A 24,684-nucleotide genomic window follows, 5' to 3' on the forward strand; every position below is an offset into this window, starting at 1 on the left:
TTACTCGCTTTAAGCTGGATAAACTCAGCAAAATTGAAAACACTGATCGTCAATCACGAACAATCCAGTGGAGCGCCTGCCCATGAACACCTTGGAACTGCTGCGCACCTTTGTCCGCGTCAGTGAGCTGGCCAGCTTTACCCAGGCCGCCGACAGCCTTGGGTTGCCCAGGTCGAGCGTGTCGCAGCAGGTGCAAAGCCTGGAAACCTTGCTCGGCACCCGACTGCTGCACCGCACCACACGCAAGGTACAAGCGACTCAGGACGGCCTGGTGCTGTATGAACGCAGCAAGGACATGCTGGCCAATATGGAAGAGCTGGAAGGTCTGTTTCGCCAGGATGGCGCGCAGCTTAGCGGCCGCCTGCGCATCGATATGCCCACCGGCCTGGCGCGGCGCTTGGTGGCACCGCGGCTGGGAGAATTTACCGCGCAGCACCCTGGCATCGAACTGGAGATCAGCAGCAGCGATCGGCGCGTCGATCTGGTGCGCGAAGGCTTCGACTGCGTACTGCGCATCGGCGTGGTCAATGAACCCAGTCTGATCGTCCGACCGCTCGGCCAGTTGCCCATGGTCAACTGCGCCAGCAGCGCCTACCTGGCACGCTACGGCACACCACAGAGCCTTGATGACCTGGCCCAGCATCGGTTGATCCACTACGTGCCGGTGCTCGGCAGTCGCTCAGACGGTTTCGAATACCTGGCAGGCGGCGTGCTGCAGCGGCTGCCGATGGCGGGGAATGTCACGGTGAATAACGTTGATGCCTATGAAGGCGCGTGCCTGGGCGGGCTGGGAATTATTCAGGCGCCGCTGCTTGGTGTCAGCGAGCTCTTGGCCAGTGGGCAGCTGCACAGCCTGTTGCCGGATTACCTGCCGCCGCCCATGCCGCTCAGCCTGCTCTACGCCCAGCGCCGTCATCAGCCACAGCGGGTGCGGGTATTTATGCAATGGCTGGAGGGATTGCTGAGCGAACACACCGGCACCTGACGGGCAGGCACCGGTGCATCAGGCGTTACTGAGTCACCGGCAGAATGTCGAAACCCTTGCGGTTGTCGCTGACGATGCGGAAGTCCTGCTGCGTACCCGGCTGAACCTTTACCGCCAGCTCGCGGCGCAGGCGGCCCATACCGCACAGGGTGTCGTCCATCTCGTCGATACCAATGCTCAGCACGCGGGTGCCGGCCGGCACCTGGAAGCGGACCAGCTCTCCCACGCCAATGCGCGCAGCCACTTTGCGATCCACCAGAACGGCCACATAGCAGCCCGCGCCCATACCGCCAAAATCGCGGTTCACCGATAACTGCCCGCCCTGCTCCAGCGGCTGCTGATAGCCCAACAGACGATCAGCTGGCACAGGCTTGATATGTTCGGGCGCAGCCTTCCAGGACGAACAGCCGGCCAACAGCAACAGCGGTAAAACGGCACCAATCAATCGCATGGGAGCCCTCCATGGGCGCAAGGAACAGCAAGGGAAACGCGCTTGAGTATTGCCGCAGCCGCAGCCGACCTCAAGTCGCGTTGTGCATGGTTTTCAGCCCGCGATACGTTTCAGCAGACGCGCCTGCAAGGCCGCCAACTCTTCCGGTTCAGCCTTGCCACCGGCGTGTACGCTGAGTTTCTCACCGGCATAGCGCGGCACGATATGCATATGGATGTGAAACACTGTCTGCCCGGCTGGTGCGCCATTGAACTGCGCCACCTGCACCCCGGCTGGCTCCAACTCGTCGACGATCACTCCGGTCAGCTTCTGCACCACGGCCATCACCTTGCTCAGGCTGTCGGCATCAATTTCCAGAATATTGCGCGCCGCCGAGCGCTTGGGAATCACCAGGGTATGGCCGAAGGACTGCGGGAAAACATCGAGGAAGGCCAGCACATCCTCATCTTCGTAGAGTTTGTAGCAAGGGGCCTCACCGCGGATGATCTGGGCAAAGATATTCTGACTGTCGTATTCGCCGTGCAGGCTCATATCGAGAAACTCCGTACAAAGTGGCGGAAAACTCGCACCATACCGGAGTTGCTCGCGCCCAGGGAACTGCTCACCATTGCCCAGAGCAATGGGCATTAACGAAACAATCGATTTTGTTCAGGTTGCCGGGCATGGTCTGATGCCTCGCACCCCTTTCTCGTCCAGATACGGAGCCCACATGAGCGACCTTTCACGTTTCCCCATCACCCATAAATGGCCCGCCCAGGACCCCGAACGCCTGCAGTTGTACTCACTGCCCACGCCCAACGGCGTCAAGGCCTCGATCATGCTGGAAGAGATCGCTCTGCCCTATGAAGCGCACCTAGTCAGCTTCGACAGCAATGACCAGCTCAGCAGCGAATTCCTCTCGCTCAACCCCAACAACAAGATCCCGGCGATCCTCGACCCCAACGGCCCAGGCGGCAAACCGCTGGCGTTGTTCGAGTCCGGCGCGATTCTGATCTACCTGGCAGAGAAAAGCGGCCAACTGCTGGCCGAGGATGCCGCCACACGTTATGAAACCCTGCAGTGGCTGATGTGGCAGATGGGCGGTGTTGGCCCGATGTTCGGCCAGCTGGGCTTCTTCCATAAGTTCGCCGGCAAGGACTACCCGGACAAACGCCCGCGCGACCGTTACGTGGCGGAATCCCAGCGCCTGCTGGGCGTGCTGGAGCAGCGCCTGCAAGGCCGCAGCTGGATCATGGGCGAGGACTACAGCATCGCAGATATCGCCGTGTTCCCCTGGGTGAGAAACCTGGTGGGTTTCTACGAGGCTGGCGAGCTGGTGGAGTTCGAACGATTCAGCAATGTGCAGCGCGTGCTGCAGGCCTTTATTGCCCGCCCAGCGGTGATCAAGGGGCTGGCCACGCCGGCGCGTGGCTAAGTCAGCCGTCAATCGCCTGTAAGCCAGGCTGCTTTGCGCATGCGCAAGCAGCCTGGCAGAGCGCCATAAGCAGTTATGCGGGCAGGCGCACCCATGTATTCACCCAAGCCGCGTGACCTGGCCAGCGAACCGTGTAGAATCCCGCGCCCCAAAAATGCAGGAGACAACACGTTGGCCATTCACTACTCCGCTGCCGCGGACAATATCGCATGCGGACGCACAGGTTCGAACCTGAGCAGCACCCAGGATGTAACGCAGGTCTCCTGCAAACTCTGCCTGCGCAGCGTGGAAAAGGGCAGCGCTGAGCCTATCCGTAAAACCCCCAGCCTGGCTGAACTGAGAGCCGCCGCGAAGGCTGCCAAAGCGAGCCAGGCCGCAGCTGAAACAGCCCAAGCCAACACCGCCCTGAGCCCTCGCGCCGAATGGCAGAAACGCCTGGAGCAACTGCCTGGCAAACAGCGCTTGCCACGCGGAGTGGCTCGCCAAGCCCTGGTATAAACAAACCCCTGCGGATGCTTCTGGCATCCGCTTTGGCCGCCTGCTGCTCACCAGCAGGCGGTCTCTCGCTGCACTAACCACCCTCTTCAGCTGCGTAGGCCGCACTCCGGCTGTTGCTCTTCAAACCACACACAAGCTGACTGACGTTAAAGCCCCAGCTGCGAAAGCCCTGGGTGGTCGTCAGGGCGGCGACCCAGTGTCCAGTGAAATTTGCGCTCGGACTCCTGGATCGGCAGGTCGTTGATGCAGGCAAAGCGATGCGCCATCAGGCCGTTTTCGGCGAATTCCCAGTTCTCGTTGCCGTAGGAGCGAAACCAGTTACCCGAGTCATCGTGCCATTCGTAGGCATAGCGCACGGCGATGCGGTTATCGGTAAACGCCCACAGCTCCTTGATCAAGCGGTACTCCAGCTCCTTGCGCCATTTGCGTTCTAAAAACGCCTGCGCCTCGGCACGGCTGGTGACGAATTCGGCGCGGTTGCGCCATTGGGTGTCCGGGGTATACGCCATAGCCACTTTGGCAGCATCACGGCTGTTCCAGCCATCTTCGGCGAGGCGGACTTTTAGCAGAGCCGACTCGCGGGTAAAGGGTGGAATCGGTTGACGGACTTCAACGATAGACATGGTGGTGGCGCCTGTATGAGGTGAGGGATGGCGTAACGGGTGACGCAAAACGGCGTGGCCGTAAGGCAGCAAACAGCCGCTTCACCACACGCAGCAGTGCCGCATTGACGTCGTGGCCTGGGTACTCAGAACCAGGCAGCAACTGCGGCAGTAAATAATTCACTTCCCAGTGCCCTGGCGTTTCACTCGATGCGTCGAGTGCGTCGTAGCGCTCCACTGTTTCGCGGTTCATGTCGCAGCACCTCGCTAGAGATCAAGCACCAGGGGTTGGATCGCGCCGTCCAGTTCCGCCGGTACGGCGCAGCAGATCAATACGCTGTCACCCTCTGGCAGTTGCGCCGGTGGATTGGGGTAATGCACGTGGCCGCTGACCAGGCGCGTTTTGCAGGTGCCGCACGAGCCACCCCGGCAGCTGAAATCGGGGCTCAGGCCACGGCTCTCGGCCAGCTCCAGCAGGCTGCCACTGCCTGGCGCCCAGCGCGCCTCCTTCGCTGATGAGGTGAAATAGACCGGCACAGGAGCGCTGGCGGCGGGCAGTTGCACGGGGGCGGCAAGCGGTTCGGGCGTCAGGCGTTGCAGTGTCGAAGGGCCGAATGCCTCGGCATGGATGCGCTCATCCGCGATGTTCAGCGCCCGCAGCCCGTCGTACATGGCCTGCAAAAAATCGCCGGGGCCGCACAGGTAAAAGTCGTAGTCATCCAGCGGCAACCGCGCCTTGACCTGAGCGAAGTCGAGGCGGCCGGTGATCTCAAAATCCCTCCCCACAACCGCCTCAGTGCCTGGGCTACTGAGCGCACGGTGGATATGCAGGTGCTCGGCATCGTGCTGTTGCAGCGCCTTGAGTTCGGCCTGAAATGGCAGGTCCGCCAGGGTTCGGGCGCTTTGAAACAGGTGCACAGGGCGTTGCCGCTGTTGCTGACTGTTTTGCGCAGCCAGCTCGCGGAACATCGAGAGCAAGGGCGTAATGCCGACCCCAGCGGCGATCAACACCACCGGACGCTCGGTTTCCTCGATCAATGTGAAGCTGCCCATGGGCGGACGAACGTCCAGTACATCACCCACCTGCACCTGCTGGTGCAGATGCTGCGAAGCCGGCCCCTGGGCTTTGACGCTGATGCGGATATGCCCATCAGACGGTGCGCTGGAGACGCTGTAGGTACGGATCAGCGGGGCCTCAGCATCAGCTGTTTGCAGGCGTAGCGGCATATGCTGCCCAGGAGTGAATGCCACCGCCGCGTTATCCAGCGGCTGGAGATAAAACGAGCGAATGTCCTGGCTCTCCTGCTGCACCTGGGTCACGCGCCATTGCTGCCACTGTCGGCGTTGCTCGCTCTGCCGCAGTTTCGCGTCCGCCTCTGCCCAGGTGCCGGTGGCCAGGCTGGTCGGTGCGTAATCGTGAAACGTCCAGCGCAAGGCGGTTGCCGCCGGGCGCAGCACGGCCTGCTCAACCTCGAAGGTCCACAAGCGCTCGGCACTTTCAAAGGCGTGGACCATCGGGCTGTCGAGAATCAGCTCGGTGCGGCCAGTGAGTTGCAGCATGTCGCCCGTGGCGAAATCGACAAACAGCAGCCCCGCAACCGGATTGGCCTGCAGGTTGCCCAATGTGTTGAAGAACAGGTTGCCGGCGTAATCGGGGATGGTCAGCCGGTTGCCTTCGACTTTGACAAAGCCGGCGCGGCCACCCCGGTGCGAGACGTCGACCGAGCGATTGCTCGCGTCATGGTCGAAGTAGCTGGCGATAAAAAAGGTATCGGCCTCACGGATCATCGCGGTGGTGCGGTCATTCAGTTCGCTGAAATTCTCGCGCGCGGCGCGCTGCAGCAACGGCTCCGATGAGCGCGTGTAAGCGCGTGCCTGGATGTACTTGGGGCAGTTGCCATAAGAGTGCTCGACCGCCACGCTCAGGCCGTCGGCAGCCACCTGCTGGATCACCCCGTTGATGCGGTTGCGCCGACGCGTATGCAATTCGATGCCGAGCAAGCCAATCGCCTGACCGGCTTGCAGGCCGCTAGCGGCCGGGTCCTGCGCATCAGGCTGTACGGCCAGGAGCAACTGCTGCGGATCAGGCGAGGTGACGAAGCCTTCCGGCCCCTCCAGCAGGGTCGCCCAGGGCCGCCGCTGCGCATCGACCGCACCGACAACCATAAACGGCAGTTGCTGGTAGAACTCGCGGTGCTGATCAGGCATGTAATCGCGGATGACCTTCTGCCCAATCACCTCCATGCGTTCGGCGACGCTGTAGATGTCCTGAAGCGTTTTTTCCCCGGCATGCCAGGGCGAGCGGCGGTGTTTGGGCAGATGATCCATGCGGTGCGCTCCTCAAAAGGGCTGCCGAGCACCCGGCAGCCTATGACGGTCTCAGTTGGCCTGCAGGCCGGCAGCAGTGCGCTGCATCGGTACAAAACCGGGCAAGGCTTCGACCCGCTCCAGCCAGGCACGCACGTTCGGGTAGGCCTGCAGCGAAACATTGCCTTCCGGGGCATGGGCGATATAGGTGTAGTTGGCGACATCGGCGATGCTGGCGCTAGCACCTGCCAGGAACGGGCTGCCGGCCAGTTCGCTGTCCATCACCTTGAGCAGGGCATGGGAGCGAGCGATCACATCCTCGGCATTCAAGGGTGCGCCGAACACGGTGATCAACCGAGCCGATGCCGGGCCGTAAGCCAGCTGGCCCGCGGCTACCGACAACCAGCGTTGAATGCGCGCAGCAGCAAGGGGCTCTTCAGCCAGCCAGCTACCGTTGCCGTACTTCTTGGCCAGATAAACCAGAATGGCGTTGGAGTCGCTGAGGAAGGTGCCGTTGTCATCAATCACCGGCACTTGCCCGAAGGCGTTGATGGCGAGGAACTCAGGCTTCTTGTGTGCCCCGTTGGCCAGGTCAACAAACACCAGCTCGGTGGGCAGTTTTAACAATGAGAGCAGCAGCTCAACGCGATGGGCGTGGCCGGACAGCGGATGGCGATAGAGTTTGATGGCTGGCTGAGACATGGTGCGGCTCCGTATTGGGTCAGGGAAGTCAGCGCGCTGCCAACCGAATCGGCGACTCTTGCGCTGGTAGGTTTATGCTGCGCCCACTCAGGACTGAGCAGAATCCCCATACGAAGCAATGCATAATTTCGTTTTATAAAATAATGCGCCTGCACATAGGCACGACTGCCGCGCAGTTATGCGCCAAGAAACGCCGGGTGAGCACGCAGCCTGGGCGTGGCGAAGTCGATAAAGGTGCGCACCCGCGCCTCAGCCCGGCGGCCATCGCGGTAGATCAGCTGTGCAGGCAGGGGTTGGCTGGCAAAGTCGCTCAACACCGGTTCAAGCAAGCCGCTCTGCAATTCGTGGTGCGCCTCATAACTCATGCAGCGAATCAGGCCCAAGCCGAGGATCGCAGCCTGGATGGCAGCACGCTGGGTCGTACAGGTGAGCACGGGGGCAGGCCTGACCAGACGGCTGGAACGCTCACTGCGAAAACGCCATTCGCTTTGCTGGTCGGTGGCCGTGGTCAACACACTGCGGTGCCTTTTCAGGTCATCCGGTGTATGCGGCCGCCCCCAGGTCGCCAGGTAGGCGGGAGACGCACAGACCACCGAGCGCACCGTGCCCAGCGGCATGGCAAACCCTGAGGAGTTCGGCAGCTGGCCCACCACCAGGGCAACATCAATATTTTCCTCAAGCAGTTTGGGCACGCCTGCGCTGGTTCGGGTGGTCAGTTGCACATCAGGGAAGGCGGCCAGATAGTCGAGGGCGATGGGCATAAAGACCTGCTGGTCCATCAGTTGCGGTAACGACAGAATCAGCTGTCCGGCAGGGTTCGCATGCAGACCGGCCGCGGAGCGTTCAGCAACAGCGGTTTGCTCAAGAATCTGCCGACAACTGACGGCAAACTGCTCGCCCGCCGGGCTTAGCTCGACGCCGCGCGGCCCACGAATAAGCAAGCAGTTGTTCAGCCGTGCTTCCAGTGCAGCGATGCTGCGCATGACAGCCGCGGGCGACTGCTCAAGCTGGCGCGCGGCCGCAGCCAGGCTGCCGGTTTGTGCCACAGCGGCGAACACCTGCATCTGCCGGTAGCGACTCATTCGCTAGAGGCTCCCGGCCTTTTGCAGCGCCGGGTCCTGCAGAAATCGACTGGCACAGAAATCGACAAAGGTGCGTACCTTGGCCGGGACCCGTGCGCCACCTTGATAGAGCACATGCACCGGCAGTGCCGGCGCTTCAAACGGATCGAGGATGATCTCCAGCTCACCCTTGGCGACCAGCTCAGCCACCTGATACGACAACACCCGCGTCAGCCCCCAGCCCAGTCGCGCCGCATTGATCGCCGCCTGGTTGGAACTCACCAGCAGACGCGGTTTGGGATGCAGGGTCAGAGAGCTGGTGCCCAGGTTGAACTGCCAGTCGGTGAGCAGGCTGCTGGCTGAGGACATCACGATGGGCGCCGCCAGCACGTCCTTGGGCTCCTGCGGCCGACCAAAGCGTTCGAGAAAGGCCGGTGCGGCGCAGATAACCGGGCGAATATGCCCAACCTTGATGGCCTGCAAGCCGGTTTCCGGTAACTGGCCGATGCGGATGGCGACGTCCACGCCCTCCTCCACCATATTCACCAGGCGATCCACCAACAACGCATTGATCGTCACCTGCGGGTGCGCGGCCAGGTACTCGGTAATCAGCGGAATCAGGTACAACTCGCCGAACATCACCGGCGCCGTCACGGTCAGATTGCCCCGTGCGCGGATGCTGCTACCAGTGGCCAACTCTTCGGCTTCTTCCAGCTCCAGCAGGATGCGCTTGCAGTCCGCCACATAACGCCGCCCCGCTTCGGTCAGGCGCAGGCTACGGGTGCTGCGCGCCAGCAACAGCGTACCCAGACGCTTCTCCAAACCGGCAATCACCCGGGTCACGCTGGGTGGCGACATGCCCACCAGCTTGGCGCCACCGGCAAAGCTTTCCGCCTCGGCAACAGCCAGCAGCACCTTCATCTCCTGAAACCTGTCCACACTCACCGCCCAACAAGACTGACTGAAAGAATGACCGAACTGGCCCAAGCGTAGCGTTTGCGTGCAGCCGCCTACCAGCGGGGGCCGCAGCCAACCGGGGAATTATGCCGATGGGTCTTTGCTGGGTAAGTAACCTCGCGCCAACGCAGTAAATGCCTTGAGCGCGGCGGAGGGGTTGCGCCGGTTCGGGTAGTACAGGCACAGGTTGTCACGGGGCGGTGTCCACTCTTCCAGCACCCGCTCGAACTGTCCGGCGTCGAGTTCAGCCTGCACGTCCTGCTGCATAAAAAAACCCAGTCCCACGCCTGCCTGCACCACCGCCTTGGCGACACTCGACTCATCCAGGGTGAGCTGGCCGTTCACATCAAGCCGGATCACCTCCCCCGCGCGTTCAAAATGCCAGGGGTAGATCGCCCCATTGGGTAGGCGGATGCGCATGCACTGGTGGTTGAGCAGATCCGCCGGGCTGAGCGGCCGGCCGTGCTGGGCGAAGTAGGCGGGCGAGCCGACCACGGCGTAGCGTTGTGGCGGGCCGATTGGAATCACGATCATGTCGCTGGGCACCAAACTCTCAGCGCGCACGCCCAGATCGAAACCGTCTGCGACGATGTCCACCAGGCGGCCTTCGGTCACCAGGTCGATATGCACCTTCGGGTAACGCTGCAGAAACGCCAGCACCAGCGGCAGCAGCGCGGCGCGGGCAGCACTGGCGAACGCATTGATGCGCAACACACCCGACGGCCCGGCATTGTGCGAGCGCACCGCTTCCAGCGCCGCACGCACCTCCTGCAACGCCGGGCCAACTTGCTCCAGGTACATCGCCCCCGCCTCGGTCAGCGACACGCTGCGGGTGGTGCGATTGAACAGCCGCGTTTCGAGGCTCGCCTCCAGCTTGGCAATGGTGTTGCTCAACGCCGTGGTCGAAACATCCAGGTCGATGGCTGCCTGGCGGAACGACGCCCGGCGTGCCACGGCCAGTACCGCTTCCAGCTCATTGAGACCAAGGCGCGAATCTGCCATGCAATTGTCCTGATATTCGGGATAGGTCGTTAACTTCTATCCCAGTTGAGCAAACTATCAAGCGAGCGGCAAGATCACAGTCGTAAACCCCAACCCACTGTGAGAGGAAATCAGGCCATGAACCTGCACCTGCCTGACGCCGTTCAGACCTACTTTGCCGTCAGCAATGGCGGCGACATCTCGCGCCTTGCTGCCTGCTTCTGCGTGGACGCCAACGTGACCGACGAGAACCGCACGCATCAGGGCATTGCCGCCATCGCAGCCTGGCAACAGGACGCCCGCCAGACCTTCACCTACAGCGTCGAGCCGCTGACGGCGACGCAGAATGACGATTCGCTAAGCGTCACGGCGCGGTTGGTCGGCAACTTCCCTGGTAGCCCGCTGCAACTGAATCATCTGTTTCGGCTACAGGACGGCCAGATCCGCTCACTGGAGATTGCGCCATGAACCTCGACCTGAGCGGTAAACGCGTGCTGGTTACCGGCGGCACCAAAGGCGTCGGTCGCGCACTGGTCGAACTGTTGCTTGCCGAGGGGGCACAGGTGCTGACTTCCGCCCGGCAGGCCAGCAGCGACCTACCGGCTGAGCTGTTCGTGCAGGCCGACCTCTCTACCGCTGAAGGTTGCGCAACACTGGTAGCCGCAGCCAAGCAACGGCTGGGCGATGTGGACATCATCGTCCACGTCCTGGGCGGCTCATCGGCACCCAGCGGCGGCTTTGCGGTACTGGACGACGCGCAGTGGCAACGCGAACTCGACCTTAACCTGCTGCCGGCCGTGCGCCTGGACCGTGCCCTGCTCCCGGCAATGCTGCAGCGCCAGAGCGGGGTGATCATCCATGTGACCTCGATTCAGAACCGCCTGCCCTTGCCCGAAGCCACCACGGCTTACGCAGCCGCCAAGGCGGCACTGTCGACCTACAGCAAAAGCCTGTCGAAAGAGGTCTCGCCACAAGGCGTGCGTGTTGTACGGGTGTCACCAGGCTGGATCGAGACCGAGGCATCGGTGGCCCTAGCTGAGCGCCTGGCGCAGGAAGCCGGTACCGACTACGCCGGCGGCAAACGCATCATCATGGATGCCCTCGGCGGTATTCCGCTGGGCAGGCCGGCCAAACCTGCTGAGGTCGCCGAGCTGATTGCCTTCCTGGCCTCGCCTCGCGCGGCCGCCATCACCGGCAGTGAGTTTGTGATCGATGGCGGAACAGTGCCAACCACCTAACGGTTGTACTCTGGACGGGTGCCGCTGCGCGCGTTCTTTTTCTGCAGGATCAGCGAGGCTTCGTTGTAGGCATTCTGGAACGCGTCACTGCCGATCCAGACCACCGCAGCGTCCTCGTCTTCATCGTGGAACATCCCGCGATAGACGATCAGCAGGCCCATCATAAAGTCGGTCGCCGCATCTTCTGCCTCTTCGGCAACCACCAGCTCCAGTACCGGGTATTGCAGAAACACCAAGCACATCGCCAGCAAGCTGATGCCTTCAGCCATCTTCATCGCCTGGAACAGATCATCGAAGTGCGCGGGGTCGAAGCCGTTTTCCTCGATGTCTTTGAAATCGAAGGTACTCAGATCGATGTCGACATCATCGAACGGCTCGTTGATCAGCGGGTTGGCCAACACCGGGTGCAGCACATTGGCCTTGGACTTGCCCATGCGGTTCTGCTTGGCCTTGGCTTTCGCCCGCTGGGCGCGTTTTTGCTGTTTGTCTGAGGAAGCCATGCTGGCGAGGTCCTTGTTCGGTGCAGCCATATTCATGGCCTGGTGTGATGGTGGGCAAATTGTATTCAGTGTTGGCCGCATGCGCCTGCAAAGGGACAACTTCTTTGTGGCGGCGCGCTGCGGTATTAATCCGGCTTACGCCAGCAACGCCATAATCCACTGCGTCTGCTGAGTGAGTTGCTGCACTTTCGCCTCAGGCACCGCCTGCCGAGCCTGGGCAAAGTCAGCCAGGGTCTGCTGCTTCAGACGCAACAAGCGTTGCCATTTGGCCAGGAATGCCGGGCTACGCACCTGCATCTGCAACGGGCCAAAGTACAGTTCCTCGGCGCTGTACAACACCGGACCAGAGCGTTCGGCGACGATGATTTCGTAGGCAAAGCGGTTTTCCCGCAGCACCTCCTCACAGAGGATGCGGTAACCATTGTCCATCAGCCATTGGCGCAGCGGCTGTTCACCGCCGTTGGGTTGCAGGATCAAACGCTCCTGGCCCGTCAGGCGCGCCTTGCCGCTGTCGAGGATGTCGCGAATCCGCTCGCCGCCCATCCCGCAGATGCTGATCGCCGTGATGGCGTCGCACGGCTCGATCGCAGCCAGGCCATCGGCCAGACGCACGCTGATCTGTTGGGCAAAGTCATTCTCACGCACGCTGCGCTCAGCGGCATAAAACGGCGTCACGGCCACCTCTCCCGCCACCGCAGCCTCAATGTGCCCACGGCGCATCAAGGCTACCGGCAGATAGCCGTGATCCGAGCCAATATCAGCCAGCCGAGCCCCTGCCGGCACATGCGCTGCTACACGCTCCAGACGCATCGACAATGTCTGCTCGTTCAACTCCCGCCCCTTTTCAGCATCGGCATTCGACCCGCTGGCCGAATTGGGGCGCGATTCTGTCGAGCCACGCTGTGTATGGCAAATTCTGGCGACCAGTGATAAGTACGCAACCGAGCCTGGGCTTCAGGGGGATATTCAGTGAGGGGGTGTTAACAGCCAGAAGTGCACACTCAGTGGGGCTTACATAAGCGGAGACGAATCACCTGCAGTCCCGTAACAGCTAAAACAGTTGCAGCCTTAAATAGAATCAAGGCTGCAACTGTATTGATCACTTACTGTGCGGTTTTGCTCACGTGAAATTGCAGCGCGTCTTTGGTGAGCTGATCAATGACCGGCGCCAGGTCGGTTGCTGTGACTTTCTGGCGGTTATTGCTCAGGGTCTTACCAAAGCCCTTGCGTACGAGTCGAAGTACCGACTTGCCCGACGTGTTCTCCACCAACTCACCTTCGAGGAACAACTCAGTGTTCTGATCACGCTCGCCCGTGGCCACCATGGCGCTTCCCAGCACCAGTGCGATGGGCAGTATTTCGTAGGGACGCAGCCCCTGGTTTTCTGCCGCAACACCAGTGATGGCTCCACGGAAAATCAGGGTGCGTGGCCCGGCTTGTTCAGGTCTGACCAGCGCCAGACGCTGACCAAGAGCACTCGCCATCTGCTGGTTGGCTTGGGCCAAGACGGCGTTAAGGGTTTGCTGATCAACCCTGGCATCAGGCTTAGGTTGCGGATAGAAATTCAGCGGCTGCACCACCAGGCTGTCGTAGTGTGTGAGGTCAAAGCCGGGATCGACCCAGCGCATGACGGGCACGCCAGAGGCGGAGCGGGTCTTCTCCAGTCCGTCATAGCTGGATAGAAAACCCGAGTACTGATTCTGACTGACGGTCTTGCTGGTGCAACCGCTCAGAGCCACACCAGCGGCCAAGGCTAAGGTGAATAACGTACGAGTCGGTTTCATGCGAAGGTTCCTCTGAGGGTGGATGTGTCATTTAAGAGGCGCGGACAAGCCGGCGCATTGCCGCAGCCGCGCCTCTCATTTCGTTGAATCAAGAGTTGCCAACAACAGGGAGCTAACTACAGCTCCCGAATAATCGAGTCGTCTGCTGGCTGTGGTTCGCCAAAGTCGATCTGACAAACCTGTTCAGCCTGTTGCGGATCCAAGCCCAGCGCTAGCAGGATGCTTGTGACCAGTGCCCGGATGTACTCCGCGTCAATCTCCCTCTGCAGCATGGTGCTGAAGGTACAGAGCACAGGTCCAAGCACCAGGTCGATCGCCAATCCCGTATCGGGCACGGTGAACAGGCCTCGTTCACGACCACTCAGCACCTCGCGGCCAATCACTTGCATGGCACTGCCACCGGCGAACACTGCCTGTGCCCCGCCCTTGGCAAGGAACCCGGCGATGACCGGATAGCGCCGCGCTAACTTCACGCACAGCGTCACGCCACACGCTATACGCACCGCAGGGTTTTCATGGCGCAGTACGATCGGGTCGACCGAGCCGATGATCTCGACGCTCGCCTCTGCAGCCACTGCCAGGAACAACTCTCGTTCGGAGCGAAAGTGGTTGTAGAAGGTCCCCCGCGACAGCCCAGCCTGCTTGATCACCAGATCGATGATCGGCTCATCCACGCCCCGTTCTGCCAACAAGCGAAATGCGGTGAGAACCAACTTACGACGGCTACGCTGACGACGTTCGGCGCCAACCTTGGTGCGGTGATCAGGCACGCTCCACCTGATGCATAGACTGCCTCCTAGAAGTGATAAGACATGCCCAAATAGGGGCCTTCGTTTTCCATGTCATAGACGAGATTGCCCTTGTCGTAGTCAATCTTCATGTAGCGAAAGCCCAGCTCCGCATCGAAATGCTCGCTCAGCGTCCAGGAAAGCCCCAGGGATGCCTGAGTGGTGAGATCGGAGCCCATACCAAAACCGCCCACATCGGCACTAGCAACCATCGCCACGTCTTGACTGAGGGGTGTCCGTCCACGCAAACCGATAAAAGGCTCGACCCAATCGACGCTCTTGGTATGGTCCCGAGAGGCTGTAGCGCCAAACACAGAGGCATCCAGATCCAGGGATGCCTTGATACGGTTGTAGCGAACACCGATAAATGCGTCCGAAACAACCGGCGAGTCTATCCATCTGTACGCCAGCGCACTAGAGAACATGGTTTGACTGGTGGTCATGTCGGCATCAACCCTGGCAACGCCGCCAGGCGAGGCGACGCTGACCGAGTCGGACGTTTTCATGTACATGCTGTCGACCAGAATGCCCCAGCGCCCTTTCTGGAACTCCATGGCCCCCATAAAACCGGCATCCAGCGTGTGTAGGATGTCGGAGAAACTCATGTCCACCTGAGCCTCGGGTAAATCACGTATCTGGGTGCTGCCGTGCATCCGGGTTGCCCAGAGATAAGGGGTAATTTTCACCGCCCAACTATCGGCATCGGCAGGTTCTGCGGCCTGAACAACACTGCCGAGTATTGCCTGACTTACCATCAGGGCAGACAGGGTGAGTACTTGGTATGCGTACATGATCTGATTACTCCGGCGATATCACAGGTCGATACTGGAGACGGCCCAGTCGATGCCCTTGAAATCGGGCATTTCACGGCCATCGTCGGCGCCGAATTCGGCCGCCATCACGCTGTTGAGTTTGCTATTGAGCGAAAGCAACAGATCACTGTCTGCCGCGCCCGCCAGATTGGTTTTTTCCAGCGGATCAGCGTGCAAGTCGAACAGCTCCAGATCATTCCAATGCCTGAGCTCTTTCAGCGTTTTTGGCGTGTTGCGCTCGACAGGGGCGAAGTAGCGCGTGAACTTGTAGCGGCCGTCATATATAGAACGCAGGCTGCCGCGTTTCTTCAAATTGGGCCTGTAGCCGGCCTCCTGGACGGCTACCTTGGGCGGTACGCCACGTGCACGACCTTCGGAGATGATGCGTGTCAGCTCGCTGTCGTTGGTTGCAATGCCGCTGTAGGTGAAGAGGATTTGCTCACGCACCGTATGCAGGCCACTGGCTTTGACATTATTCAATGCACGCGAGATGTCGCGCCCTGGCAGCTCGCGGCCGGCAATATCGGCGACCTTGCCCGCCTCGACGCCACACATGGACAGAATCGACGGAACCAGATCAAGGTGGCTGGTCAACGACGAGCAATGCTGGCCACCCTGCACGTCTGGATGACGGATGATCATCGGTACATGGATGCACTCTTCGTAAGCGAATGGTCCCTTGCCACGCAGGCCGTGAGCCCCGCCCATTTCGCCATGATCAGAGGTGAAAACGACGATGGTGTTCTGATCCAGCCCGAGCTGATCCAGTTCGTCAAGAATACGATTGAGCTGACCATCCACCGACACCAGCGAGTTGTAGTAGAAGTCATTGAAGCGCCGCCAGCGTGCATCTTCGTTGGGGATATGGCCGAGGGTGTAACCCCAGGCCCGATCAAACTCGGCATGCGCCTTGGGCCGGGTAGGATCATCAAAACCTTGATAGCGCGTCGCAGCCAATGGCAGTGACCACTGCTTCTCGTACATCGGGTGCTTGGGCGCACGAGAGGACTGCATCATCAGCCGTCCATTGTCCTGCACCTGCTCGGCGGCCTGGTCGGTATTGAAGTACATGATGTCGTGAGGATTCACCAGGCTGACGAATAACGACCAAGGCTTGCCTGCATCAGCCAGTTCTTTGCCAGTGCCGCGCAGCCAGGAAATCGCGCTGCCGGCGATCATGTGGTCGTTCTTGTAACCGCCCAGGGTGTGGGTCAGCACATCACCAGGCCAGATGAAATCCGAAAAGCCGTAAGCCTCCATCTCATGAGTGAATAGCCGTTCAGGAGCAGCGGTTTCGAACGCGCGATTCAGGTGCCACTTGCCCTTGTAGGCGGTGTAGTAACCCTGCTTGCGCAGCATGTGGCCGATGGTCGGTGTGCTGGTGGAAAGCGGCTTGACGTAGGGCATGTCGACGTTCTCAAACATGCCGTTGTCCGCTGTCTGTAAACCGGTTAGCAGCACCGCACGCGAACTCGTACACATGACCGCCGGGCAATAGTGGTTATTAAACGTGGTTCCACTGTCCATCAGGCGCTGATGCGCACTGAGTGCCAGGTCCTCGTGAAGCGTTCGCGAAAACCGCTCCTGGTCGGTGAAGATGAAAAGCAAATTTGGACTACCCGTGCGCTTGCCTGCAACAGGCGTTGCCCTGGGGCGTGTAGCGGTTGTGCTACTGGCCTGCGCAGCGGGCGGTAGCACTGAGGCTGCCAGGGCCACCCCCGCAATACCCAGAAAACTCCGCCGAGAAACGCCACCCTCTTCCTGGGGCTGATCTTGCTTGTCGTCTGCCACGATTTTTCTCCTGCTCTGACTGGGTAATATCCGGAGGCACTCAGCTGCAAAATTGAACTGTTTGTCATTTTGAATATTTAGTTCAAATTGAATATCTGACAATCCCCCACCCACAAGCACTGTCAGTGCTTGATGTGATTTATGTGAGAATGAAAATACTGAAAATCCAAGAACAATCACCGCAAATAGCGGCTATTTGTAAGCAAAAACAGGCAAGTCAGCAGATCGGAAAATGAAACGGCAAGGTGGTCGCAGAGGCATATTTCCCGACGAATGGTTTGCCTGCGTGAGCTGGGGTGCAGGTGTTCAAGCCAGCTGTAACCACGACAGACAGCATGCGCTGCAAGGTGACGGGAAAATGATTGCCCTGCCTATGAGTGCGCTTGAGGCCGACCAGGTAAGGCTTATGTGGATTCCCGCCGCCACGTTTAGCCTCGAGTAGGCGCAGGCGATAGACAGCTTCTAGCGACTGCAGCCAATCATGCATTTAGCTATCGCCCGTCCTGCTGCTGTCGCGGTAAAGCCAAACTCGAGGCACAAGAACTTTTATGCGCAACTGCGCTGACCGCAGCTGACCCGCTAATCCCGTTTTTGATAAGCCCGCTTATTGACTGGCACCAAGGTGCTTCTGCGCCTCACGCAGCGTCAGCGCGGAGAATTGCTCAGCGTTATGCCGTAGAAAGCGACTCATCACCTGCGGGTTCCAGCGGGCGTAGTCGCGTAACGCCCAACCGATGGCTTTGCTGATAAACACGTTCTTCTCACCGGCCAAGTGTTGCGCATAAGTAAACAGGCGCTCGGCGTCGGTATCCAGGCGCCAGCCGAGCTGATGGAGCATGGCGGCACGACGAACCCACAGATCGGCGTCAGTAATCCACTGATCCATCGTTGCCTGTGCCACCGCTGTTGTTGCCCGTTCCGCACGGACAATCAGGCCGATAACCGCACTGAGCCCATCGACGGTTTCCCACCAGGCATCACGTTGCAGAAGCTGACGAATCGCCGGTAAATCTGCGCTGCGCAAAAGCCGGTGCTGCTGCCTGAGCAGGTCAATCGCGGTGTAGCGGTACTCACGCTCTGGCTGGCACCACAACAGCTGTGCAGCGGCCAGCACCTCGGCGCTGCAATCCCAGCGCACCTTGCCCAGCCGTTTGACAGCAGCTCTGCGCACAGGCGCAGGCAAGCTGAGAAAGGCGAACTGATCCAGCAGGTAGGCACGCATCTTCACCGCGCTGGCGGCATTGGCCAGCGGCCGCAGTGCCTGCTCGATGGCGGCCAGATAAAGGTCGGGGCTGGTCATGCACTCAGTCCGGAAAGCGCTCGATATGCGCCTCGCCATTGCGGCCGTAGTAGCTCACATGGCGACCCTGCAACCAGACCATATAGCCAATGCAGCCGGCGGCTTGCGAACGGCGCTTGAATTCCGGGTAGAGCACTTCGCCCTGCTGCGCCGCGCGGATCGCGGCCTGGATATCCGGGGCGGAAAACGCCCGAGCAATCCCCGCCTGCGGTGCAACCATATCAAGGCTGTAGGTTTGCCCATTGGGCAGGTAGTAGGTGGTGCGGCAGGCGCGGTAATCCACCCAGTAGGACTCCACGCCAGCACTGAGCAAGGCCTCCACAACCTGACCAAAATGGATACTGTCCTCGTTCGAACGGCTGAAGGTGATCTGGATAATGGACTCAATCGCACTGTTCATCGCGGCTCCGGCATTACAGGCTCAGTTGATCGGGACTTGCGTGAGGTTCTGGCGCAGCACAATGTCCTGCATCAGGGACATCATCTCTGCACGTTGAGCGTCGCTCAGGTGGCCAAAGAACAGCTGGTCATTCTCATCCGCCAACGCCGCCAGTTTGGGCACCAGGCTATTGCCGGCGGCGGTCAGCAACAGGCGCTGCTCCCTGGCGCGGTCTTCGGCCAGCGGGCGTTCGGCCAGGCCTTTACCCTGCAGCTTGGTGACGACCTTGGAGGCGGCCCCTTTGGTCATGCCCAGGGCAGTAATCAACTCGGCATGGGTGGTGTGCGCGCGCTCATACAAGGTGCGCAGGGCAACCCATTCGGACAGGGTGATGTCGTGCTGCTCCAGTTGCTTTTCAAATCGAGCGGATACCTGGTTGGAAACAAAACGCAGCCAGAAGCCAAGGTGGGCATCCAGCGGGCTGACAGTCAGTGGGGGCGACTTCTTCATTTTGGTTTCCCTGGAAACAAACTGATAGGAGTTTGTTTCCAGGGAAACCTGATGTCAAGCGCGGTAAACATCCAATCAGGGTTCGACTGACGCATGCAGCATCACGACCGTGGGTCGTATCCACAGGGGAAGCACAGCGCTCAGGGTTTTATATAGCGCTGCACAATCCGCGCATAACGGCCATCCACCACCAGTTCACGCAGCGCATCGGCATAGGCCTGGGCAAAATCAGGCGCGATTGAGCGCTTGCTGAAAGCAATCTCTGCAGCGTCACTGGACACCACTACGGCCGTAGGCTTGATCCGCTCGCTGAGGCCCAGCTGCTGGATTTCATAGGCACCGGTGTTTTCGTCGGCAATCACCCCATCGATACGGCCCTTGCCGACCATGCGCCAGAGGTTGCTGCGATTGGCCACCTGCACCACCCGCGCGGCAAAAGCAGGATCACCCATCAGTTGTTCGTAGTCTGCGCCATAGGCCACGTTGATCTGTGCGCCCAGACGAAATTCACTGTGCTGCAACTCCAGCAGCTGGGTGATGGGCCAGCGCTGCAGTGCTGGGGCATGCATAAACAGAATATTGCGCGAGGGTGGCAGCACCGGGCCGGAAAAATGCGCATAGACCTCGCGCTCTGGCCGGCGGAAGGCGCCAGGCAAAATATCCAGGCGGCCCATCTCCAGCTCCTTGAGCGCCCGCGCCCAGGGCAGTTTGCGCAGTTTGATCTGGCAGCCCAAACGGGCCAGCGCCGCACGGTTGATTTCAACGTCGATGCCCACCACCGCGCCATCCGCCGTCTGCATGCTGAACGGCGGGTCATCGTCCCAGCGCAGGGTTTTCTCACAGGCAGCTGCCGCCAGCCCCGACCAACAGGCCAGCAGCAACAGAACAAGCGATAAGCGGAGAGGCAGTAAGGGCGAGCGGCGGATATCGACTGCAATCAAGATCATCACTCACGCGGGCTCGATGGGATGTCAGCTGAGTCTAGCAGTACCACCCCGTGATCAAGTAAGCCGGCGAGCCGCCAATATGGCGCAACTCGCTTAGGCCTCGACGCTACTCCACTGTTTGCTCAGGCGTTTGTCGGAGACCGGCAGTTTGGTGCCCAGTTGCTGGGCGAACAGCGACACGCGGTACTCCTCCAGCAGCCAGCGGTACAGCACCAGCTGCGGGTCGCGTTTGCCTTCCTGGCTGTGTTTGCCCAGGCGCGCCTGGTACTGCTCCCAGTAACCCGCCAGCTCGACGCTCCACACGCGGTCACGTTGCACCTGGCCGCCGATCTTGTCCAGGCGCTGCTCGATGGCCTTGAGGTAGCGCGGCACTTCCTTAAGCCACTGGACCGGGGTTTCGCGGACAAAGCCGGGATACACCAGATTGCTCAACTGCAGCTTGATGTCGTTCAGTGCCATGGCCTGGGCCAGGTCGATCTTGCCTTTGAAGCGCTTCTGCAGGCCATGCCAGAGTTTGAGAATCTCCAGGGTCAGTTTGGCCAACCGCTCAGCATGACTGGTCCAGTCGCCGCGCTTACGCTCGGCCAGGGCCGCCAGGCCAGCACCATCACGCGGCAGTGGCTCGCTGCCTTCGAGGATGCAGCTGTCGAGGCTGGCCAGCAGAATATCTTCAACCAGCGCATCGACTCGGCCCATGTCGCGATAGAGCAGCGCCAGTTCGGTCAGCCCCGGCAACTTGCCGCGCAGAAACTTGGCCTGCTCGCTCAGTTGCTGCAGCAGCAAGCGCTGCAGCGCACGGCGGTGTTGGAACTCGGCTTCGGCCAGGGTCGGGAAGCGCCCTTCCTTGACCACACCCGCCTCCTCCACCAGCGCCGGGTAGACGGTCATGGACAGGCCGGCGACCTGTTGCTGGGTCTTCGCAGCCACTTCACTAAAGGCCTTGGCCTCCACCGGCTGCTGGCTCTTGGCGCTCTGTGGCAGGGCCAGGCCGGCCTGGGTCGCCTCGCTAAAGCGCGCGGTCAGTTCACTCAGGTCGCGGCCTTCGCCCAGGGGTTTACCCTGGTTGTCGACCACTTCGATATTCATCCGTAGATGGCCTTCAAGCTGCGCGGCAGATTCGGCCCAGGCTTCCTCGCTGACCCGCGTGCCGGTCATACGCGTCAGCTCGCGGCCGAGTGCCTCGGGCAGGCTGCCGTCGGCAAAGCTGATCTTGCTCAGCGCAGCGCCGACAAAATCCGGCACCGGTACAAAGTTCTTGCGCAGCGCCTTAGGCAGGCCGCGCACCAGGGCCATGCACTTGGCTTCCAACAGGCCTGGCACCAGCCACTCCAGACGCTCGGGCGGCAGTTGCGGCAACAGCGGCGCGGGCACGCGCAGGGTCACGCCGTCGCGCGGGTGGTTGGGCTCGAAGTGATACGACAGCGGCAGGGTCAGTTCGCCCAGGCGCAGGGTGTCCGGGTACTGGGCGGCAGTGACTTCGGAGGCCGAGCGGGCGAGCACATCTTCTTCGCGCATCAGCAACAGCTGCGGATTCTTCGCGCTTTCCGTCTTGTACCAGCTGTCGAAGGTGGCGCTCTGGTAGATGTTCGCCGGCAGGCGCGCCTCGTAGTAGGCGAACAGGGTTTCCTCGTCAGCGAGAATGTCGCGACGACGTGCCTTGGCTTCCAGTTCGTCGAGTTTTTCCAGCAGCTGGCGGTTGGCCGTCAGGCACTTGGCGCGGCTGTGCATTTCACCGCCTACTAGCCCTTCGCGGATAAAAAGCTCGCGCGAGGCTACAGAATCAATTGGACCAAAATGCACCGCACGGCGGCCGACCACGATCAGGCCGTAGAGGCTGATCTGTTCATAGGCCACCACTTGGCCGCGCTTCTTCTCCCAGTGCGGCTCCAGATGGTTTTTCTTGATCAGATGGCCGGCCAGCGGCTCGATCCAGTCCGGCTCAATCTTGGCGACCATGCGCGCAAACAGTTTGGTGGTTTCCACCAGTTCGGCGGCCATCAGCCAGCTGGGTTTCTTGCGACCGATCACCGAGGACGGATGCACCCAGAAGCGCCGCTGACGGGCGCCGAGGTAGTCACCGTCTTCGGTCTTCTGGCCGATCTGGCTGAGCAGGCCAGCGAGAATCGCCTTATGCACTGCGGCGTAGCCTTTGGCGCGCTGGGCGGCTTGGTCTTTTTCGGCCAGCTCTTTTTCTTTCTGCACAGCGGAGTGCGGTGGTGCGGCATTGCGGCGATCCTGAGTAGCCGGCGTCTGCTCGTTAGCCCGCGGTGCGTTTTTACCGGCATCGCTGGCCGGTTTGCCAAGCTGCAAATCACGGGTAATCAGCACCAGCTGTCGGTGCGCGTCGCGCCATTCGCGCAGGCGCAAATAATTCAGGAAGTTCTTCCGGCACCAGCTGCGCAGCGCGCTGGAACCCAGCGCCTGGCGCTGTTCTTCAAAGCCGCGCCAGAGGTTGATCAGCGCGGCAAAGTCGGAGTCCACATCCTTCCACTGCGCATGGGCCTGGTCCGCGGCCTGCTGGCGGTCGGACGGCCGCTCGCGCACATCCTGCACCGACAAGGCGCTGGCGATAATCAGGATTTCCTCAAGGCTGCCTTGCTTGGCCCCTTCGAGCACCATCCGACCCAGGCGCGGGTCCACCGGCAGGCGCGCCAACTGGCGGCCCAGCGGCGTCAGTTGCCCTTCGCGGCTGACCGCCGAGAGCTCCTGCAGCAGGTTGAAGCCGTCACTGATGGCCTTGCCATCCGGCGGTTCGATAAAGGGGAACGCATCAATTTCGCCGAGGCGCAGATGGAGCATCTGCAGAATCACCGCAGCGAGGTTGGTACGCAGGATTTCCGGGGCGGTAAAAGCCGGTCGGCCGTTGAAATCGTCCTCGCTGTACAAACGAATGCAGATGCCCGGCTCGACCCGCCCGCAACGGCCCTTGCGCTGGTTGGCGCTGGCCTGGCTGATGGCCTCGATGGGCAGACGCTGCACCTTGGCGCGGTAGCTGTAACGGCTGATGCGCGCCGTACCGGAGTCGATCACATAACGGATGCCCGGCACGGTCAGCGAGGTTTCGGCGACGTTGGTGGCGAGCACGATCTTGCGTGCGCCCATGGGGGCGAAAATCTTCTGCTGCTCGGCCGGGGTCAGGCGCGCATACAGCGGCAGCACTTCGGTCAGGCGCAGGTTGGCCTTGCGCAGCACCTCGGCGGCGTCGCGAATCTCGCGTTCACCGGGCAGGAACACCAGCACATCGCCAGGGCGCTTGCCTTCGCTCTTCTCGAACGCGCTGATTTCATCCAGGGTGGCGAGAATCGCCTGATCCACCGAAAGGTCTTCTTCGACGCGGTTGCCGTCTTCGTCCTGCTCAGCCGCCAGCGGCCGGTACCAGGTCTCCACCGGGAAGGTGCGGCCCGACACCTCGACAATCGGCGCGCCGCCAAAGTGCTCGGAGAAGCGCTGCAGGTCGATGGTCGCCGAGGTGATGATCAGCTTGAGGTCAGGGCGGCGCACCAGCAGGGTTTTCAGAAAGCCCAGCAGAAAGTCGATGTTCAGGCTGCGTTCGTGGGCTTCGTCGACGATGATCGTGTCGTACTTTTCCAGGTAACGGTCGTGCTGGGTTTCGGCCAGCAGGATACCGTCGGTCATCAACTTGATCAGGCTGCGCTCGTTGCTCTGGTCCTCGAAGCGCACCTGATAGCCGACCAGCTCGCCCAGCGGCGTGCCGATTTCTTCCGCTACTCGGGTAGCCACGCTGCGCGCGGCCAAGCGGCGCGGCTGGGTGTGGCCGATCAGCCCGTGCACGCCACGGCCCAGCTCCAGACAGATTTTCGGCAACTGGGTGGTTTTGCCCGATCCGGTTTCCCCGGCGATCACCACCACCTGATGCCCGGCGATGGCGGCTTTGATTTCATCGCGCTTGGCGGCAATTGGCAGCGCGTCATCGTAGCGCAGGGTCGGCACGCTCAAACGTCGCGCCTCGACTTTGGCCTTGGACGCCTCGAAACGCTGCAGCCACTGCGCCAGCTTGGCTTCATCAACCGGCGTTTGCTTGCGCAGCTCAAACAATTGACGGCGCAGGCGATGACGATCGCCCAGCAGGGTCTGGTCGAGGTTTTTCAACAGTTGATCAAAAGCAGGCGTGGCGTCGGTCATCGAGTAATCGCGGGGTGGGGTCAAGGGGAAGAACAGGAAGGCGGCGATTGTCGCATTTTTGCCTGGGGGAAAACGACCGAAGGGCAGAAAGCAAAAAGCCCATCGGTGATGGGCTTTTCTACTGCGGGAGTGGACTTAAACGGCGGACACGTCGTCAGCCTGCAAGCCCTTCTGCCCCTGGGTCACGGCGAACTCGACCTTCTGCCCTTCGAGCAGAGTGCGATGGCCTTCGCCACGGATCGCACGGAAATGCACGAACACGTCCGCGCCGCTCTCGCGCTGAATAAAGCCATAACCCTTGGAATCATTGAACCACTTGACGGTGCCTGTCTCGCGCTCAGCCATTACCTGTATCTCCAGCGTGCAGTTTTTATTGTGTGGTGCGGCCTGCAGGCGAGTGCCCGGCCATCACCGAAGGCCGAGTATAAAACAGCGTTTATGACTGAAAAGCACTTTTTGCAGGAAGGCTGCAGGCCATACAGGACAAGCTATGCAGCGATATTCGCGGAGCAGAATAATCGACCTAGGATGGGT

At 60.9% G+C, this 24,684-nt stretch carries 27 protein-coding genes; 5 read left to right on the forward strand and 22 right to left on the reverse strand.

The window, feature by feature from the left end; translation table 11 throughout:
• Window positions 1–82: 82 nt before the first annotated feature.
• Entirely contained in the window at window positions 83–985 is a 903-nt protein-coding gene (locus tag ACOCLD_RS16885; RefSeq protein WP_422909996.1) for a LysR family transcriptional regulator, read from the forward strand.
• 25 nt (window positions 986–1,010) lie between these two features.
• On the opposite strand, the gene ACOCLD_RS16890 is transcribed toward ACOCLD_RS16885, so the two are convergent.
• Both ACOCLD_RS16890 and ACOCLD_RS16895 read right to left on the reverse strand, forming a co-directional pair.
• The gene (locus tag ACOCLD_RS16890) at window positions 1,011–1,436 is read right to left on the reverse strand and encodes a 3-isopropylmalate dehydratase (protein ID WP_233686344.1); all 426 of its coding nucleotides are present in this window, start codon (window positions 1,434–1,436) and stop codon (window positions 1,011–1,013) included.
• Between the two features lie 93 nt (window positions 1,437–1,529).
• Window positions 1,530–1,967, reverse strand: a complete 438-nt coding sequence (locus ACOCLD_RS16895) for an HIT family protein (protein ID WP_233686345.1) — start codon at window positions 1,965–1,967, stop codon at window positions 1,530–1,532.
• Window positions 1,968–2,145: 178 nt separating this feature from the next.
• On the opposite strand from ACOCLD_RS16895, the gene ACOCLD_RS16900 reads away from it, so the two are divergent.
• Together ACOCLD_RS16900 and ACOCLD_RS16905 are read left to right on the forward strand one after the other, a co-directional pair.
• Entirely contained in the window at window positions 2,146–2,850 is a 705-nt protein-coding gene (locus ACOCLD_RS16900) for a glutathione binding-like protein (RefSeq protein WP_422909997.1), read from the forward strand.
• Window positions 2,851–3,021: 171 nt separating this feature from the next.
• Complete coding sequence (locus ACOCLD_RS16905) at window positions 3,022–3,348, forward strand: hypothetical protein (protein WP_422909998.1); 327 nt, start codon at window positions 3,022–3,024, stop codon at window positions 3,346–3,348.
• 146 nt (window positions 3,349–3,494) lie between these two features.
• Here the strand turns inward: ACOCLD_RS16905 and ACOCLD_RS16910 are convergent, their stop codons facing one another.
• From ACOCLD_RS16910 to ACOCLD_RS16940, 7 genes are all read right to left on the reverse strand, one after another.
• Window positions 3,495–3,971: a DUF1348 family protein gene (locus ACOCLD_RS16910; protein ID WP_422909999.1), complete on the reverse strand. Its 477-nt coding sequence runs from the start codon at window positions 3,969–3,971 to the stop codon at window positions 3,495–3,497.
• Window positions 3,958–4,203 (reverse strand): hypothetical protein, encoded by a 246-nt coding sequence (locus tag ACOCLD_RS16915; protein WP_422910000.1) that lies wholly within the window; start codon window positions 4,201–4,203, stop codon window positions 3,958–3,960. The genes ACOCLD_RS16910 and ACOCLD_RS16915 overlap by 14 nt, the downstream gene beginning before the upstream one ends.
• A gap of 14 nt (window positions 4,204–4,217) precedes the next feature.
• Window positions 4,218–6,278, reverse strand: coding sequence for a pyridoxamine 5'-phosphate oxidase family protein (locus tag ACOCLD_RS16920; protein ID WP_422910001.1), 2,061 nt, complete (start codon window positions 6,276–6,278; stop codon window positions 4,218–4,220).
• Between the two features lie 51 nt (window positions 6,279–6,329).
• Window positions 6,330–6,959 (reverse strand): glutathione S-transferase, encoded by a 630-nt coding sequence (locus ACOCLD_RS16925; protein ID WP_422910002.1) that lies wholly within the window; start codon window positions 6,957–6,959, stop codon window positions 6,330–6,332.
• Window positions 6,960–7,135: 176 nt separating this feature from the next.
• Window positions 7,136–8,041 (reverse strand): LysR family transcriptional regulator, encoded by a 906-nt coding sequence (locus tag ACOCLD_RS16930; protein WP_422910003.1) that lies wholly within the window; start codon window positions 8,039–8,041, stop codon window positions 7,136–7,138.
• Between the two features lie 3 nt (window positions 8,042–8,044).
• Complete coding sequence (locus ACOCLD_RS16935; protein WP_422910004.1) at window positions 8,045–8,941, reverse strand: LysR family transcriptional regulator; 897 nt, start codon at window positions 8,939–8,941, stop codon at window positions 8,045–8,047.
• Between the two features lie 120 nt (window positions 8,942–9,061).
• Entirely contained in the window at window positions 9,062–9,979 is a 918-nt protein-coding gene (locus tag ACOCLD_RS16940; RefSeq protein ID WP_422910005.1) for a LysR family transcriptional regulator, read from the reverse strand.
• Window positions 9,980–10,096: 117 nt separating this feature from the next.
• Between ACOCLD_RS16940 and ACOCLD_RS16945 the strand changes: the two genes are divergently transcribed.
• Window positions 10,097–10,426, forward strand: a complete 330-nt coding sequence (locus tag ACOCLD_RS16945; protein ID WP_422910006.1) for a nuclear transport factor 2 family protein — start codon at window positions 10,097–10,099, stop codon at window positions 10,424–10,426.
• Window positions 10,423–11,196 carry an SDR family oxidoreductase gene (locus ACOCLD_RS16950; RefSeq protein WP_422910007.1) on the forward strand — a complete coding sequence of 258 codons (774 nt, stop codon included), beginning with the start codon at window positions 10,423–10,425 and terminating at the stop codon, window positions 11,194–11,196. The genes ACOCLD_RS16945 and ACOCLD_RS16950 overlap by 4 nt, the downstream gene beginning before the upstream one ends.
• On the opposite strand, the gene ACOCLD_RS16955 is transcribed toward ACOCLD_RS16950, so the two are convergent.
• The 13 genes from ACOCLD_RS16955 to ACOCLD_RS17015 all read right to left on the reverse strand — a co-directional run bounded on the left by ACOCLD_RS16955 (window position 11,193) and on the right by ACOCLD_RS17015 (window position 24,495).
• The gene (locus ACOCLD_RS16955) at window positions 11,193–11,696 is read right to left on the reverse strand and encodes a hypothetical protein (protein WP_422910008.1); all 504 of its coding nucleotides are present in this window, start codon (window positions 11,694–11,696) and stop codon (window positions 11,193–11,195) included. The genes ACOCLD_RS16950 and ACOCLD_RS16955 overlap by 4 nt on opposite strands.
• Before the next feature lie 135 nt (window positions 11,697–11,831).
• Window positions 11,832–12,527 carry a tRNA (adenine(22)-N(1))-methyltransferase gene (locus ACOCLD_RS16960; protein WP_422910009.1) on the reverse strand — a complete coding sequence of 232 codons (696 nt, stop codon included), beginning with the start codon at window positions 12,525–12,527 and terminating at the stop codon, window positions 11,832–11,834.
• Window positions 12,528–12,799: 272 nt separating this feature from the next.
• A complete protein-coding gene (locus ACOCLD_RS16965; protein WP_422910010.1) occupies window positions 12,800–13,480 on the reverse strand; it encodes a DUF3313 domain-containing protein in 681 nt (226 codons plus the stop codon).
• A gap of 116 nt (window positions 13,481–13,596) precedes the next feature.
• On the reverse strand, window positions 13,597–14,250 hold the full coding sequence (locus ACOCLD_RS16970) for a TetR/AcrR family transcriptional regulator (protein ID WP_422910011.1): 654 nt from the start codon (window positions 14,248–14,250) through the stop codon (window positions 13,597–13,599).
• 26 nt (window positions 14,251–14,276) lie between these two features.
• Window positions 14,277–15,059 carry a hypothetical protein gene (locus ACOCLD_RS16975; protein WP_422910012.1) on the reverse strand — a complete coding sequence of 261 codons (783 nt, stop codon included), beginning with the start codon at window positions 15,057–15,059 and terminating at the stop codon, window positions 14,277–14,279.
• A gap of 21 nt (window positions 15,060–15,080) precedes the next feature.
• A complete protein-coding gene (locus ACOCLD_RS16980; protein WP_422911831.1) occupies window positions 15,081–16,796 on the reverse strand; it encodes a sulfatase-like hydrolase/transferase in 1,716 nt (571 codons plus the stop codon).
• Between the two features lie 292 nt (window positions 16,797–17,088).
• Window positions 17,089–17,358 carry a hypothetical protein gene (locus ACOCLD_RS16985; RefSeq protein ID WP_422910013.1) on the reverse strand — a complete coding sequence of 90 codons (270 nt, stop codon included), beginning with the start codon at window positions 17,356–17,358 and terminating at the stop codon, window positions 17,089–17,091.
• 117 nt (window positions 17,359–17,475) lie between these two features.
• Window positions 17,476–18,171, reverse strand: coding sequence for a DNA alkylation repair protein (locus tag ACOCLD_RS16990; RefSeq protein ID WP_422910014.1), 696 nt, complete (start codon window positions 18,169–18,171; stop codon window positions 17,476–17,478).
• A 4-nt stretch (window positions 18,172–18,175) separates the two neighbouring features.
• The gene (locus ACOCLD_RS16995) at window positions 18,176–18,571 is read right to left on the reverse strand and encodes a DUF1398 family protein (protein ID WP_422910015.1); all 396 of its coding nucleotides are present in this window, start codon (window positions 18,569–18,571) and stop codon (window positions 18,176–18,178) included.
• Between the two features lie 21 nt (window positions 18,572–18,592).
• A complete protein-coding gene (locus ACOCLD_RS17000) occupies window positions 18,593–19,060 on the reverse strand; it encodes a MarR family winged helix-turn-helix transcriptional regulator (protein WP_233686355.1) in 468 nt (155 codons plus the stop codon).
• Between the two features lie 140 nt (window positions 19,061–19,200).
• Window positions 19,201–20,007 carry a substrate-binding periplasmic protein gene (locus tag ACOCLD_RS17005; RefSeq protein WP_422910016.1) on the reverse strand — a complete coding sequence of 269 codons (807 nt, stop codon included), beginning with the start codon at window positions 20,005–20,007 and terminating at the stop codon, window positions 19,201–19,203.
• A 93-nt stretch (window positions 20,008–20,100) separates the two neighbouring features.
• Window positions 20,101–24,150: an ATP-dependent RNA helicase HrpA gene (gene hrpA / locus ACOCLD_RS17010; RefSeq protein ID WP_422911832.1), complete on the reverse strand. Its 4,050-nt coding sequence runs from the start codon at window positions 24,148–24,150 to the stop codon at window positions 20,101–20,103.
• 135 nt (window positions 24,151–24,285) lie between these two features.
• Complete coding sequence (locus tag ACOCLD_RS17015; protein ID WP_090251540.1) at window positions 24,286–24,495, reverse strand: cold-shock protein; 210 nt, start codon at window positions 24,493–24,495, stop codon at window positions 24,286–24,288.
• Between the last annotated feature and the right edge of the window lie 189 nt (window positions 24,496–24,684).

The organism is Pseudomonas cimarronensis (genome assembly GCF_049331905.1).
GTDB lineage: Bacteria > Pseudomonadota > Gammaproteobacteria > Pseudomonadales > Pseudomonadaceae > Aquipseudomonas.

Bases quoted from the DNA above. Each gene is read 5' to 3' on its own strand.
- ACOCLD_RS16885 (WP_422909996.1), top strand. From the start codon at position 83: ATGAACACCTTGGAACTGCTGCGCACCTTTGTCCGCGTCAGTGAGCTG.
- ACOCLD_RS16890 (WP_233686344.1), bottom strand. From the start codon at position 1,436: ATGCGATTGATTGGTGCCGTTTTACCGCTGTTGCTGTTGGCCGGCTGT.
- ACOCLD_RS16895 (WP_233686345.1), bottom strand. From the start codon at position 1,967: ATGAGCCTGCACGGCGAATACGACAGTCAGAATATCTTTGCCCAGATC.
- ACOCLD_RS16900 (WP_422909997.1), top strand. From the start codon at position 2,146: ATGAGCGACCTTTCACGTTTCCCCATCACCCATAAATGGCCCGCCCAG.
- ACOCLD_RS16910 (WP_422909999.1), bottom strand. From the start codon at position 3,971: ATGTCTATCGTTGAAGTCCGTCAACCGATTCCACCCTTTACCCGCGAG.
- ACOCLD_RS16915 (WP_422910000.1), bottom strand. From the start codon at position 4,203: ATGAACCGCGAAACAGTGGAGCGCTACGACGCACTCGACGCATCGAGT.
- ACOCLD_RS16920 (WP_422910001.1), bottom strand. From the start codon at position 6,278: ATGGATCATCTGCCCAAACACCGCCGCTCGCCCTGGCATGCCGGGGAA.
- ACOCLD_RS16925 (WP_422910002.1), bottom strand. From the start codon at position 6,959: ATGTCTCAGCCAGCCATCAAACTCTATCGCCATCCGCTGTCCGGCCAC.
- ACOCLD_RS16930 (WP_422910003.1), bottom strand. From the start codon at position 8,041: ATGAGTCGCTACCGGCAGATGCAGGTGTTCGCCGCTGTGGCACAAACC.
- ACOCLD_RS16935 (WP_422910004.1), bottom strand. From the start codon at position 8,941: ATGAAGGTGCTGCTGGCTGTTGCCGAGGCGGAAAGCTTTGCCGGTGGC.
- ACOCLD_RS16940 (WP_422910005.1), bottom strand. From the start codon at position 9,979: ATGGCAGATTCGCGCCTTGGTCTCAATGAGCTGGAAGCGGTACTGGCC.
- ACOCLD_RS16945 (WP_422910006.1), top strand. From the start codon at position 10,097: ATGAACCTGCACCTGCCTGACGCCGTTCAGACCTACTTTGCCGTCAGC.
- ACOCLD_RS16950 (WP_422910007.1), top strand. From the start codon at position 10,423: ATGAACCTCGACCTGAGCGGTAAACGCGTGCTGGTTACCGGCGGCACC.
- ACOCLD_RS16955 (WP_422910008.1), bottom strand. From the start codon at position 11,696: ATGGCTTCCTCAGACAAACAGCAAAAACGCGCCCAGCGGGCGAAAGCC.
- ACOCLD_RS16965 (WP_422910010.1), bottom strand. From the start codon at position 13,480: ATGAAACCGACTCGTACGTTATTCACCTTAGCCTTGGCCGCTGGTGTG.
- ACOCLD_RS16975 (WP_422910012.1), bottom strand. From the start codon at position 15,059: ATGTACGCATACCAAGTACTCACCCTGTCTGCCCTGATGGTAAGTCAG.
- ACOCLD_RS16985 (WP_422910013.1), bottom strand. From the start codon at position 17,358: ATGCATGATTGGCTGCAGTCGCTAGAAGCTGTCTATCGCCTGCGCCTA.
- ACOCLD_RS16990 (WP_422910014.1), bottom strand. From the start codon at position 18,171: ATGACCAGCCCCGACCTTTATCTGGCCGCCATCGAGCAGGCACTGCGG.
- ACOCLD_RS16995 (WP_422910015.1), bottom strand. From the start codon at position 18,571: ATGAACAGTGCGATTGAGTCCATTATCCAGATCACCTTCAGCCGTTCG.
- ACOCLD_RS17000 (WP_233686355.1), bottom strand. From the start codon at position 19,060: ATGAAGAAGTCGCCCCCACTGACTGTCAGCCCGCTGGATGCCCACCTT.
- ACOCLD_RS17005 (WP_422910016.1), bottom strand. From the start codon at position 20,007: ATGATCTTGATTGCAGTCGATATCCGCCGCTCGCCCTTACTGCCTCTC.
- hrpA (WP_422911832.1), bottom strand. From the start codon at position 24,150: ATGACCGACGCCACGCCTGCTTTTGATCAACTGTTGAAAAACCTCGAC.
- ACOCLD_RS17015 (WP_090251540.1), bottom strand. From the start codon at position 24,495: ATGGCTGAGCGCGAGACAGGCACCGTCAAGTGGTTCAATGATTCCAAG.